Raw genomic sequence first — 12982 nt, forward strand, 5'->3', positions numbered from 1 at the left:
CATTGACGGCATATTTTGAGTAAAGCGATATAGACTGATAAAAAAGCGCCCATAATTGATGTATGGGCGTCTTTAGTTTTTATAAAGCTAATTGGGCATTGCTAATCTGTTTCTAATTACCTTTCAAGATCGTTAACCAAGGCTTTGATAAATCTTGCGGCTTCGCCTCCAGTACAAGCTCTGTGGTCGAATGTCATTGAAAGCGGCATAACTTTAATAGCGACAGGCTTGCCTTCTCTTATTACTACCCGTTCAATCAAGCGCCCAGCGCCAACTATGGCAACTTGAGGGGGCGATACCACCGGGGTCGCGAAAATACCACCAATCGCGCCAAAGTTTGATAGCGTAATAGTCGCATGCTGCAACTGCTCACGGCCAATTTTACGCTCTCTGATTCCTGCCACGGTGTCGTCAAGCCACTTTCTAACACCTTTAGCAGAAACATCATCGGCATGACGAAGTACTGGCACGTATAGGCCATGCTTGCTATCAACAGCGACACCAATATTGACGTTGCTATGCACACAGCGTGTCATCGTATCTGCATCAAACCATGCATTTAAAGCAGGCTCTTGTTCGCAAGCGTAAACAACAGCTTGGATAAGGCGTACCGAGATATCTTCCTTGGCAGACCAGTTGTCGAGCGAGGCTTCTTCGGTAATCGTTACGTCGGCAACATGTTGATGCGACTGTGCCATGGCGTCGACCATTGTTCGCCTAGCACCTTTTAACACTTCGGTGCCTGGTAATTGCTTGTCACAGGCGCGATAAATGTCAGCGTCGATAATCACGCCATCTTGGCCACTGCCAGAGACCTTATGAAGATCAACCCCAGTTTTTGTGCTAGCTTGCGTGCCGAAGGCATCGCGGAGATCAAATTATCTGGCGTGATATTGTGGGTGCTACCAATCCAAAAATCATCAACCTCAACGCTGTGCGCATGGTGAGATACATTGCCCACAACCGTAGCAGCGTCAGTTTGGCTGGTTTTAGTTTCGTTTGCTCCTTTAGATGTTAACGCTCGATTCGAATTTTCTGAATGGCTTTCATCGATTTCCAATAGTAATGAGCCTATTTCAATCACATCACCTTCGTTACCTAAGCGACTAATGATCTTGCCACCAAATGGGGCGGGAACCTCGACGACGGCTTTCGCTGTTTCTACGGTCAACACTATTTGATCAAGTTTGACCACTTCGCCCACGTCAACATGCCATTTGACGATTTCTGATTCGGCTAACCCTTCACCTAAATCGGGTAACATAAACGTCTTCATTTCCAACCCTCCATGAGCTCTCTCGCTGCGAGAACAATATCTTGTTCTTTAACAAGGTAGTAATCTTCATTTCGGTAATAAGGCATCACGGTATCAAATCCCGTCACACGTTTTGGTGGTGCTTTAAGCATGCAAAGCGCTTGCTCAGCGACACGTGTAATGATTTCGGCACCTACGCCACAAGATTGACTGGCTTCATGAACAACAAGCAGTCGGTTTGTTTTTGCCAACGATTTGATGATGGAGTCCATATCAATCGGCTTGATACTCGCTAAGTCAATGACTTCGGCCTCTATCCCTTGCTTTGACAAAGTTTGTGCAGCTTGGAGGCTTTCCACGACACAGGCTCCCCAAGTAACTAACGTAAGATCTCGTCCTTTTCTAAGCGTGTAACAGGTTCCGAGTGGTAGAGCCTCACCGTTGTCGACAACGACAGATTTTACGGTTCGGTAGATGCGTTTGGGCTCGAAAAACATGACAGGGTCTTCAGATCGTATTGCAGCCAGCAACAGCCCATAAGCGCGCTGAGGTGATGAAGGAATCACTACTTGGAAGCCCGCAGTATGGGCGAACAACGCCTCAATACTCTCCGAGTGATGCTCGGGCGCATGAATACCACCACCAAAAGGAGCTCTAAACACGGCGGGGCAGGTCAAACGCCCACGAGTACGATTTCGAATTCTCGCAGCATGGCACATCAAATGTTCTAATGTTGGGAAAACAAAACCTTGAAATTGAAACTCAGCAACGGGTCGTAGCCCTTGTGAAGCCATCCCAACAGTCACACCGCCAATTAGCGCTTCTGCAAGTGGTGTATCGATAACCCGTCTTAATCCAAATCGTTCTTTCAATCCAACCGTCGCGCGAAACACGCCGCCGTTATCACCGATGTCTTCACCTAAGGCAACAACAGAACTGTCCTTTTCCATTTCATGGTGAAGCGCCAAATTAACTGCTTCAACAAGCGTTATTTCATTTGAGAGGGAGCTATTCATGTTTACCTCCCTGCATACGCATTGCCTTGTTGATCAGCGCATCACGTTGTGGGTGCAGTTCCTTGGGAAGCGTTTCGTATAGATAATCAAACCCACTTTCGGGTGGTTGCGGAGAAAGGGCGAGATAACGTTGCACGGCTTGCTCGACGGTCGCTTTCGATTCTTCTAGTGCTTTGTTCTCTTTGTGCTCATCCCAAAGCCCCTGTGACATTAAGAAAGATTTGTGCCTTTCTATCGGGTCATATTTCCATGCTTGTTGAAGTTCATCATCGCTGCGGTATCGGCTAGCGTCGTCTGCCGTGGTGTGATCGCTCAATCGATAACTTATCGCTTCAATGAGGGTTGGTCCTTTTCCTTTTCTGGCTCGATCGAGTGCTTGCAAAATGGTGTCATAAATTGCAACCACGTCATTGCCATCAACGGTGATCCCTTTTATCCCGGCTCCTTTGGCTTTTTCGGAGAGGTAATCAGCAGCACATTGTAGTTTTCTTGGAACAGAGATGGCCCATTGATTGTTATTAACGACAAAAACTAGGGGGAGGTTCCATGCGCCCGCACAGTTAATTGACTCCAAAAAGTCGCCTTTAGAGGTCGCACCGTCACCACAAGTGACTAAGGCTGCGTTATGATTACCTTCGATCTTTAGGGCCGCTGCCACACCTACGGCGTGCGTGCATTGAGTAGCGATCGGAACGCAAAATGGAAGGTCACGGCATCGAGAATCGGGTTCATCATCGAAATCGAAATGGCTGCCTCGTTCATCGCCTCCCCAATATTGGAGGTTTTTCTCCATAGCGATACCACGTACCCACATTGCAGGCATATCGCGATAGTAGGGGATAAATACGTCTTGTCGGGTTAAAGCTCGTCCAATGGCTACACCAATCGCTTCGGCACCAAGATGCGAAGGGTAGGTGCCTAGCTGGCCGGTACGTTGGAGTGCGACAGCTTTGTAGTCATAGGTACGAGCGGTCAACATGTCTGTGTAAAGAGTACGAAGAATATTGGGCTCAGCCCATCCGGGCAGGGGCAAGGTTATATCGCCATGGTGGTTGACGAACCGTTTCATTGGTAATGCTTGAACGTTCATCTCAAGCTCCTTCTTGCATGAAGCCCTTTGCTAAACGGGCCTCGAAACATGCGTACCAATCTGTGATCGCGGTGATGCGCCGTAAAGTCAATCATCTTGATTGAATAAAACACTCTACTGCTATTCGCTAGTTGAGCGTTTTAATAAGCTGCGCAACGACTCGATTTTAGTGATGAATCTTGGTACAACCGATTACATTAAGTGTAACAACTTTGTTAAATCTCGCCTTTTTTAGACTGAATTAGCATGTAAAAATTTTCTTACATAACTAATATTTGTAGTTAGAAATAGTAACGATTGAGATCTGCTACTCGAAAAAGCAGCAGATCTAATGTGCTAATTGACAAGTTAGTAGAATATGATTTTGTTGCACTCTTTATGTGTCTAGTTATTAATCGTATGAGTAGCCAATCAGTGATATTTACTAATATTGCCGTTTCGTCAATTGCTTAGGATAAAGTTAGAATGTTAGGGTTAATGTACAGCGTGTCTAACCAATGTAGGGGCTCCAAGCATGACAACTCGATTACTCATAAATGGTAAAAAAGCTGGACTCGAGGAAGTACGCAATGCCGTATTTACACTGAGAAAAGAGGGCTATGATATCCAAGTTAGGCCGACGTGGGAGTCTGGGGATATAGAGCGATTGGTTTTAGAAGCGGCCGAGCAGGGCGTCACTCGTTTGATTGCTGGCGGGGGTGATGGCACGGTAAATGAAGTGGTTGATGCAATGCTAAAACAGGCGTTTACTGATTGTGAACTCGCTGTACTCCCTCTTGGTACTGCCAATGACTTTGCTACTGCTTGCCATATTCCAACGGATTCTTACTACGAAGCTTTGAAACTGGCTGTAAACGGAAAAAGCGTGTCGATTGATGTCGGTAAAGCTAATGAACGTCACTTCGTTAACATTGCCACTGCCGGATTTGGTGCTCAAGTGACCGCCACGACTCCTGTCGCACTGAAAAACTTTTTGGGTGGCGGCGCATACACGCTCTCGGGATTGGTTCAGGCCATCAATTTCCAGCCATTTAAGGGGCAGGTGAAATATGATGGCATCAGTAAAACGTCTCATGTGGTGGTTGGGGCGATTTGTAATGGTAAGCAAGCAGGCGGAGGTCAGGTTCTTGCCCCAAATGCTTTGCTTAACGACGGATATTTAGAGGCCGTTGCATTAGAAGAGTTTACCCCAGCCGATATCCCAACTGTGATTGAAGAACTTACTAATCATCAACCGTTTGTCGGTAAGTTTGTAAAACGCGAACGAGTAAAACGTGTTGAATGGTCTTCTGATACGGTAATGCCTATTAATCTTGATGGCGAACCAATTTCAGAGCTCAACGTTGTTATTTCCGTGATTCCATCTGCTATTCGATTGGTGGTCCCTGAAGATTGCCCCTTGATTGGTAAAGTCAGTGCCTAGAAAGTCATCGCGATGCAAGAATTCAGACAACGTGATAGTTATCCCTTTACCTTCGCTAATCCATAGAATTGGTAGGGAGCAGGCAAACGAACTTAAAAGTCTGGCACAACCGTTTCATTGTTCAGTAGGGAGAGTTCGTCGCTCTCGTAATTGGCAACTATCAGGGGAGCCAGACCAGCTCGCAAAGCTTGTCTCAAGCCTGAAGGAAATGGATATCGAAGGCTGGTCTTTTGTTCTGTCAAAGAGCGAAGCTGTTCTTAGTCAGGTAAAACCAAAGGAAACACTAGAAGACAAACTAGCACGACTATTGCGACAAGATCCTAACATGACACTGAGTGCTTTGATGGAACAGACTCACTGCAGTCAAACGGAGGCACGCAAAGCAAGGTTCGCTGCCGACGACTGGTAATGCTGTTTGCTTCTTACGAGCACTTCCAAAATCTCACCTATAATCAGTTAGTAGTGATTATTTTAGCGATTAATGTAATGGGTAACTAAAAGGCTCGGATGTGATGACAAGAGTATTAATTTCACTGTTGACGTTCACTTTGTACGCATCACCGTTGTACGCAGAGTATAAGATGCATTTCTTTTTGCCTGAATTTGCCCCTTATACCGAAATGAGTGAATCGGGAGAGGCATTTGGAATCGGAATTGACAAAATGATTCCGATTCTAGATGCACTTGATGTTGAATACACATTCCAAGTCGGATCGAATCACGGACGTGCATTAGCGGAAATGAAAGCGGGGCGTTCTGATGGTTTTTTCATGGCCACTCGCAATGATATGCGTGACAGACACGGCGTCTTTTCTGACCAATTGATGGTGAATCGTTGGGTATGGATTATACGAGAAGAAGATAAAGAGAGCTTTAACCCCAAATTGCCTTCTTTTAAAACTCAAGCCAAAGTCGCGAGTTTACTGAATACCAATACGGAATATTACCTAACCAAGCATAAATACAACAAACTCCCAGCTTCAAAAGATGCGGAAGAACTTTCTAAACGACTGTCGTATGGGGAACTCGACGCGATTTTAATTGCAGAAGTCGTGTTTATGCATTCAATCAAAGAACAACACATGTTGGATTATCATGTTGCGCTTCATCAAGCCAAAGAGTTTGGGGTGTATATATCCCATGACTTTTTAGCAAAACATCCGAAGTTTATGGAAAAGCTCAATGCAGAAATCTTAAGGAATAGAGAGAAAGAATAAGGGCCTCATGCATCCTTACAATCGGCCCTTAGGTGTGAGTTCTTTACGCGCTTTGTGGTTGTTGGTCCTCCACTAAGTTGTTTATCCATTTCTTAGAATGAATGCGTTGAGATGTTAAGCCTATCTTGACGATCTCTTCAATTAGAATGATCATCATTACCCAATCTAGCGGCCAAGCCAGAATGAGTGCGGTATAGTAGGCAAGAGGTATACCGATTCCCCATTGGCAAAATATATCGATGAATATGCTGTACTTTATGTCCCCGCCGCTTTTGAGTACGCCTCCAATTCCGACCATATTGAACACTCGAAGCACCATACCAAAAGCCATGACTAAACAAACATTCACCGCGAGATTAACGTCGGAAATCGGGCTAAGCGAAATGGCCTTGTAAATGAGGGGCTCTAACACGAGGCAAAGCACAGCAACCATGAATGCAATGGCGCAACTTATAACGACGTACCACCATGAAGTTTGATGCACGCGATGGTAGTTTTTAGCTCCAATTTCGTTACCCAAAATGACAGAGGCCGCTACGGCAAACCCGAGGAAAGCAGAAATCAACACGCTTTCTATCGGAGCAAGCAGCGATATGATGGCAAGCTCACTAACTCCTAACTGTCCAACAATGTAGTTGTATATTAAAAGACCGCTTGCCCACGCTGAATCATGGATAATCATTGGCGTTGCAACTTTCCAAAATCTATTGCGCTCACTCTTTTGCCAAGCTTGCAAATAGTGTTCCCGTTTCGGAATGAGATAGCGATATCGTTTAGCGACAATAGCGAACAGTACTATGGTTTGTATGAGTCGAGATATACTCGTACCAATTGCAGCACCAAGTACCCCCAATTCTGGGAACCCAAATAGACCAAAGATAAGCAGTGCGTTGAGGATAAGATTCACAACGATCGCTAAGATACTGACATAGGTAGGTAGCTTTGCTTCACCAACTGAGCGAAGAGCAGTTTCAAGCGGGACGACCAAAGCTGTACACACTAACGTAAACCCAGTGACATAGAGATACTCTGTGGCCAAAGTGATATATGCAGGATCATTGGCGATTAGAGAAACTATATACTCAGGTTCCACGACATACAGTAATGAAAAGGGTACAGTGAACACAAGTGCAATTGCCCAGCTCTGAACTAATGTTCGCTTAAGGCCATCAAGGTTCTTAGAACCAAAATACTGTGAACCCAAGATACCGACTGCACCACTAACACCGACAACTAATATTAAGTTAAAGAAGAAAATACGGTTACCTACGCCAACGGCAGCGGTTGCTGATTCACCAAGTTGGCTAACCATAAATATGTCTACCACACCGAGCAGTGAAAACAGCATAGACTGCATAGATACTGGTAGGCCGATGGATATCAGCTTGTGCCAGAAACTACGGTCAAGAGAATGGGCTGTATGAATCATGGTGTCACTCTTTAAATAGTGGTTTATACGTGTATAGCTTCACAGAGCTTTGTTTAAGTTCTTATCAGTAGTGTATATATGTTAAACAAACGTGTATTCTCCCAAGTTATCAGAAACTTTTGCAAAACTATCAAAATGATCGAAAGACTTGAGCAATTTAGCGTTTCCGAACGCACCGACCATGAGTTTATAGACAGAAGTCACGTCCTTACTCTAGAAGAGAAAGGGATTGTTCAATGTGGAATCGCGACTTGTCGGGATGAGTTCACTATTGCTAGGCGTAACCAACAAAAGCACATGCTGCTTTACACTGTAAAAGGACGTGGCTGGTTAACGAGCGGCGGTATAAGGTACGACCTTGAGCCTGGCAGCGTAATATCGGTGCCGGCAGGCATCGATAATGCGTTTGGCATAGAGGAACAAGGTTGGCAAATTGCTTGGGTGTTTTTGGATCCGCTAAAAGCATGGCCCAGTATTGACTTAAGCTTAGTTAGACTCGACGTAACCCCAATTTCGGAGGTAATGTATGCCGCGGTTCTTGGTCTATTAAGAACGATTTCACTGCCGATTGCTCTAGGTACAGAGATCGCTATACGGTCCGTTGAGCAAATAGAGCTTTTGATCAAAGCCCCCGGAGCAACAGACGGTAATAGACTAAAAACTCGCCTAAACCAGTTGTTTGCCAACGTTCAGAGACAGCTGCATAAAGACTGGTCCGTTGAACAGTTAGCGCAAATGATGCCTTGCTCAGAACCACACTTCCATCGATTGTGTCAGCAATATCTTGGACATAGCCCTAAAGTACATCTGACAAGAATGCGCATGGAGTATGCCGCTAGGTTATTGGTTTCGACTCAGTGGTCAGTGCAACACATTGGCGAAATTGTCGGTTATCCAAATGCGGCTAACTTTAGTACGCGATTCAAGAAGTGGAGTCAATTGACACCTCGAAATTTTCGAAACAGGTTCGCGTAAAATCATGATTTGCAATTGTAAGCCATTTACTCTGAAGCCACTTATTCCGAACTCGTTGTCTTAAAGAATAAGAACAAGAAAAAGGGGCTCACAGCCCCTTTTAGTTGCATGAACCAAATAGATTAGAAGTTCAACTCGAACACAGAAGTTGTGCCGCTCACTTCATTGCCAACAGCAATATAATGCATGCCATTTCGAGTGAAGTAATTGATCGACTCTGGGCCCAAATCTCCGGCTTTCGAGTTGTACGTGTCGTTATCGCACTCACCATCATCGACTAGAGTACACACTGGCTCGTCAAAATTACGATTGTTCAAGTAAGTAATAAACTTGGCTGCGCTCGGTACTGTAACGTCGTAAACCATAATGCCACCTTGTCGCTCTAGGCCAATGAAGGCGTAGGTGTATTTTCCTATAGTTGCGACTTCAATCGCCTCAGGTTCAACCCCTTTATCGTCACTGCGGTCGTCTGCACTGCTGTTACTGTCGTTGCTACTGTTAAAATCCGCAGGGTTTACTTCGAGGACAATTTTCGCAAATTCGTCGCCGCTATCGAAAACCAATTCACCTTGTTCGCTCCAAATAGAGAAAGAACGTGCGCCAAATCCGGTAATAGGATCATCTGACCCTAGCGGGCTGTCTGGCTTAATAAGTTTGATGCGACCGAGTTGTGATTTGTCTTTTAAACTCGCGGCAAGGGGATGGTTCTCTGGTACATCAAGTTTCTTGCCGCGGATTTCGTCTGTGTAGCTAATACAAAAATCAATTTCGCTAGCGTAATCGGGCGTACCTTGGTAGTCATCGCCATCCCATTTGAACCCTTTTGCATCGCACTGCTCTTGAGTTGTCTTGATGCCATACTCTCGGCCATCGCCTTCGTTCGCTGTTAGGATGTAGCTGACATTATCCTTGCTAAACACATCGATGGAATCTGGCATGTATAGGCTTTCCAACCCTGGGTAAGATTTCAAATTACCAACGACACCATCTTTATTCGAAGCATCAAGGGAGATGTTATTCCACTCCTTAGAACCTAATCCCCAAATTGATCGGATGCTAGTGGTCGACACATCAATAACTGCAATGGCGTTATTCTCTTGCATAGCGACAAATAGCTGCCCTTTGTTATCGAAGGTTAAGTACTCAGGCTCAAAATCTTGAGAGACTGTCGCGCTGTGAGCAGAAACTCGAACGTTTGAGCTCAGTTCACTGTGGCGCGGTTGGCCTTGGTTGAAATCAGTAAAACCAATTTGATGAATGGTTGGATTACTCACACCTTGGCTGATATCAACCAAAGTGACACTGCCTTCCGGATCAACGGTGTATTCACCGTTTGGTTCGCCTTCGTTTGCAGAAGCTATCCAAAGGCCATCGGGCGAAAAGCTGACCATGTCAGGAAGTGCGCCAGTAGGATAGGTTGTTATAAGCTCGAGCGTATCAGTGCGAAATAGGGCGATAATGCCAGGCTCTTGCTTTACTTTGTTCTCAATTGCCACCGCCAGTAAGCCATCAAATGTTGATACACTGTTTGCTGCACCAATTTCAATACCAGCGGATTTTTCCGTGACACTGAGTTCGAGGCTTCCTGCACCAGTAGGTTGACCTTTGTCATTAAACTCAATTAAATCAACTTGCTTGGCATGAGCATTAACAACATATATGCGATCTGAACAGGCGTCATAACTGACGATTTCAGCGGCAGAAGTGTCGAAGGGGCTATTCGAAACAAAAGTACCTACCAAAGACAGACTACTCAGTTTTGAGTCAGCGATGTTAATTTCTGACTCGGAAGTATTCTTACAAGTAATACCTAAGTCGTGAGTTTTTACATCAGCACTACCGCAGGCAACAATTTGGGTGGTTACAGCAAGGCCCAATATAGCCTTAATTGCATTTTTCACTTTATATCCTCCATGAATAATAAGCGTAATAAAATAAGGCACTTATATGACATTAATGCTTAACATTCATTGCAGTGAAGTGAAGGCTAACGATATGAATTCGGTTGAGTATTAGAAAAACTGTGATTTAGCTCCTAGAATTAGAACAATTATAAATAATTATTATATTCAGTTGGTTGAATATCCTCGTTATGGAAAACGAATAGGCATATAAGGCAACTGTTATGAAAATTGCTACAAAAATTATAATTGCTTGTACAGTTCTGTGTTCTCTTGGTGTTGCTGTCACTGGTGGTCTTGTTGGAATGAAAGCCTCGAGCTTGTCAGAAGAAGCATTAAGGAATCGAGCTGTTAGCTTGTTACTCTCTGTAAGAGAGATTAAGAAAAACGAAATAGAGCGCTATTTTAACTCTATACACTATCAACTCGAAACACTTACCACGGATATCTCAACTCAAGATGCTATGGTCGCGTTCACTCAAGGATTTAATGAGTACCCGACTGAACGCGTCTCAGACTCCGACAAACAAGCACTTTCGAACTATTACCGAACTCAATTTGGGGCAACGTACCGTGACGTTAATGATGGAAGCAGTGCCAACGAAGTTGGGAAATACAATCAGCTCAGTGATAAAGCAAAGGCTATGCAGGCCCGCTACATTGGCATTAACGCCAACAATCTAGGTGAAAAGCACAAGCTAGATGCGGATTCACTGAACAGCAGTTACGACCAGTCACACCAAAGGTACCACCCACCTTTACGTCATTTCTTAGAGTCTTTCGGATACTACGATATTTTCTTGGTCGATCTGCAAGGTAACGTCGTGTATTCAGTTTACAAAGAGCTCGACTACGCGACCAACCTGAAAACTGGCCCTTATGCGAACACGGGAATCGCTCGTGTCTTTAATTCGGTGGTTGGGCTGTCAGAAAATGAATATCGAATTGAAGATTTTTGCACCCTTTTATCCATCCTATGAAGCGGCGGCATCGTTTATAGGGTCGCCAATTTTCAAAGGGGCAAAAAGGTAGGGGTGTTAATTTTTCAGATGCCGGTTGATGTCATCAATGGGATCATGACTTTTGACAACAAGTGGGCTGAGTCTGGATTAGGTGCCAGCGGTGAAACTTACTTGATCGGGCCAGATTCATTACTAAGAAGCCAATCCAGGTTCCTAATAGAAGATCCAAACAGTTACTTTGAAGCTCTTGCGGGTGCGGGAGTGAGTGCATCGACGATAGCTCAAATTAAAGGAAAAGAATCCGCAATCGGTAGGCAAAGAGTCGACACTCTTACATCGACAAATGCTATCAGCGGTTAAACAGGTGTGGAAGTTGTTAACGATTATCGTGGCGTTGAAGTGTTTTCAGCTTATGCGTCCGTTGATGCGGCTGGAATGAAATGGGGTATTTTGACCGAAATAGACGTAGAAGAAGCATTGAGTGACGTTGCGGCACTTAATAGTTCGGTATTTAACACCATGCTCGCGTCCGTTATTGTCATTATTGGTTTATCCGTGGGTTTAGCCTATTGGGTAGGGACGAATATATCGAAACCAATTCGCCTAGCTTCGCAGAAAATCCAATCTATCAGTAAAGAAAACGATTTAACGGCAAGGCTTGAGGTGAGCGGCAAAGATGAAATGACGGACTTAGCTGTCTCACTTAATAGCTTCTTCGAGCATTTACAAAACATGATCACCAAGTTTGCCACTACGACCGTGATGTTGAACGACAATAGCCAAGCAATGGCGCAAAACATGCGCACGACACGAGCAGCGGTTGATGATCAAAGGCATCGAACGGAGTCGGTTGCGACAGCCGTTAATCAAATGAGCGCATCGATAAACGAGGTGTCACAGTTCGCAAATCGCGCCGCTGAGTCTGTAAAGAATGCAAACCAGACAGGTACTGAAGGCGTGGATGTTGGTGAGTCATTAGGTACCGAGATAGGTCAACTCAGCTTAGAGATGAGCACCGCAGTAGAAGCGATAGGTCGATTGCATCATGAAAGTAATTCAATTGCAGAAGTCCTAGATGTGATCCAAGGGATTGCCGAACAAACAAATCTACTTGCGCTTAACGCTGCAATCGAAGCGGCACGTGCAGGCGAGCAAGGTCGAGGTTTCGCGGTAGTTGCTGATGAAGTTCGTTCTCTTGCTGGTCGAACTCAAGCATCGACTGAAGAAATCCGGTCTAAGATTGATTCTCTTCAAAGCGAAACGAATAACGTTTCCCAAGGGATAGAAAAAGCCAACAAGACAGTGGTTAAAGGGGTAGAAACCTGTACGACAAACACAGAAATGTTGACTCAAATTGTGGATATGCTGTCTGAACTAAACGACATGAATGTTCAAGTCGCAGCAGCAACAGAAGAGCAGACCTCAGTAACAGACGAAATTAGCAGTAGTATTACTTCGATCGCTGACTCTTCCGTAGAAGTTAATAACCAGGTCAACGATGTCGACAGCTTAATTGATGGGCTTTCGCAACAAGCTTCTCAACTTAATGAGGAAATTTCACAGTTCAAATACTGACTTGGACTTACTATGTGTGAAGCTGATATCAGCATTTAAACGAGGAGTGACATTGTCACTCCTTGTTTTGGTTCATGAAAATTAGTATAGGGACTAATAGCGGCTGTTTGCGTTTAACGCCTAATTGTTAACTCGCTAG

At 44.7% G+C, this 12982-nt stretch carries 8 protein-coding genes and 2 pseudogenes; 5 read left to right on the plus strand and 5 right to left on the minus strand.

From position 1 onward, the window contains the following. Positions 1–116: 116 nt before the first annotated feature. The 3 genes and pseudogenes from UA76_RS07745 to pdhA form a co-directional block, all read right to left on the minus strand. A pseudogene (locus tag UA76_RS07745) lies at positions 117–1276 on the minus strand (dihydrolipoamide acetyltransferase family protein). Then, entirely contained in the window at positions 1273–2271 is a 999-nt protein-coding gene (locus UA76_RS07750; protein WP_047044632.1) for an alpha-ketoacid dehydrogenase subunit beta, read from the minus strand. The pseudogene UA76_RS07745 and the gene UA76_RS07750 overlap by 4 nt, the downstream one beginning before the upstream one ends. Then, complete coding sequence (gene pdhA / locus UA76_RS07755) at positions 2264–3361, minus strand: pyruvate dehydrogenase (acetyl-transferring) E1 component subunit alpha (protein WP_047044635.1); 1098 nt, start codon at positions 3359–3361, stop codon at positions 2264–2266. The genes UA76_RS07750 and pdhA overlap by 8 nt, the downstream gene beginning before the upstream one ends. 514 nt (positions 3362–3875) lie before the next feature. Between pdhA and yegS the strand changes: the two genes are divergently transcribed. From yegS to UA76_RS07770, 3 genes are all read left to right on the plus strand, one after another. Continuing rightward, positions 3876–4784 (plus strand): lipid kinase YegS, encoded by a 909-nt coding sequence (gene yegS / locus UA76_RS07760; RefSeq protein WP_047044638.1) that lies wholly within the window; start codon positions 3876–3878, stop codon positions 4782–4784. Between the two features lie 31 nt (positions 4785–4815). Continuing rightward, positions 4816–5193, plus strand: a complete 378-nt coding sequence (locus tag UA76_RS07765; protein ID WP_047044641.1) for a ribosome recycling factor family protein — start codon at positions 4816–4818, stop codon at positions 5191–5193. Between the two features lie 103 nt (positions 5194–5296). Further along, positions 5297–6001, plus strand: a complete 705-nt coding sequence (locus tag UA76_RS07770) for a substrate-binding periplasmic protein (protein WP_047044643.1) — start codon at positions 5297–5299, stop codon at positions 5999–6001. A gap of 43 nt (positions 6002–6044) precedes the next feature. On the opposite strand, the gene UA76_RS07775 is transcribed toward UA76_RS07770, so the two are convergent. Continuing rightward, positions 6045–7430 (minus strand): MATE family efflux transporter, encoded by a 1386-nt coding sequence (locus tag UA76_RS07775; RefSeq protein WP_047044647.1) that lies wholly within the window; start codon positions 7428–7430, stop codon positions 6045–6047. Positions 7431–7565: 135 nt separating this feature from the next. Between UA76_RS07775 and UA76_RS07780 the strand changes: the two genes are divergently transcribed. Then, a complete protein-coding gene (locus tag UA76_RS07780; RefSeq protein WP_047044750.1) occupies positions 7566–8405 on the plus strand; it encodes an AraC family transcriptional regulator in 840 nt (279 codons plus the stop codon). Positions 8406–8527: 122 nt separating this feature from the next. On the opposite strand, the gene UA76_RS07785 is transcribed toward UA76_RS07780, so the two are convergent. After that, positions 8528–10306 carry a choice-of-anchor I family protein gene (locus UA76_RS07785; RefSeq protein ID WP_052771988.1) on the minus strand — a complete coding sequence of 593 codons (1779 nt, stop codon included), beginning with the start codon at positions 10304–10306 and terminating at the stop codon, positions 8528–8530. 224 nt (positions 10307–10530) lie between these two features. Between UA76_RS07785 and UA76_RS07790 the strand changes: the two are divergent. Then, positions 10531–12843 (plus strand): annotated as a pseudogene (locus UA76_RS07790) (methyl-accepting chemotaxis protein). Positions 12844–12982 lie beyond the last annotated feature (139 nt).

Source organism: Vibrio mexicanus (assembly GCF_001012815.1).
GTDB lineage: Bacteria > Pseudomonadota > Gammaproteobacteria > Enterobacterales > Vibrionaceae > Vibrio > Vibrio mexicanus.

Excerpts from the sequence above, each read along its gene's own strand:
- yegS (WP_047044638.1), top strand. The coding sequence starts at position 3,876 with ATGACAACTCGATTACTCATAAATGGTAAAAAAGCTGGACTCGAGGAA.
- pdhA (WP_047044635.1), bottom strand. The coding sequence starts at position 3,361 with ATGAACGTTCAAGCATTACCAATGAAACGGTTCGTCAACCACCATGGC.
- UA76_RS07770 (WP_047044643.1), top strand. The coding sequence starts at position 5,297 with ATGACAAGAGTATTAATTTCACTGTTGACGTTCACTTTGTACGCATCA.
- UA76_RS07750 (WP_047044632.1), bottom strand. The coding sequence starts at position 2,271 with ATGAATAGCTCCCTCTCAAATGAAATAACGCTTGTTGAAGCAGTTAAT.
- UA76_RS07780 (WP_047044750.1), top strand. The coding sequence starts at position 7,566 with ATGATCGAAAGACTTGAGCAATTTAGCGTTTCCGAACGCACCGACCAT.
- UA76_RS07775 (WP_047044647.1), bottom strand. The coding sequence starts at position 7,430 with ATGATTCATACAGCCCATTCTCTTGACCGTAGTTTCTGGCACAAGCTG.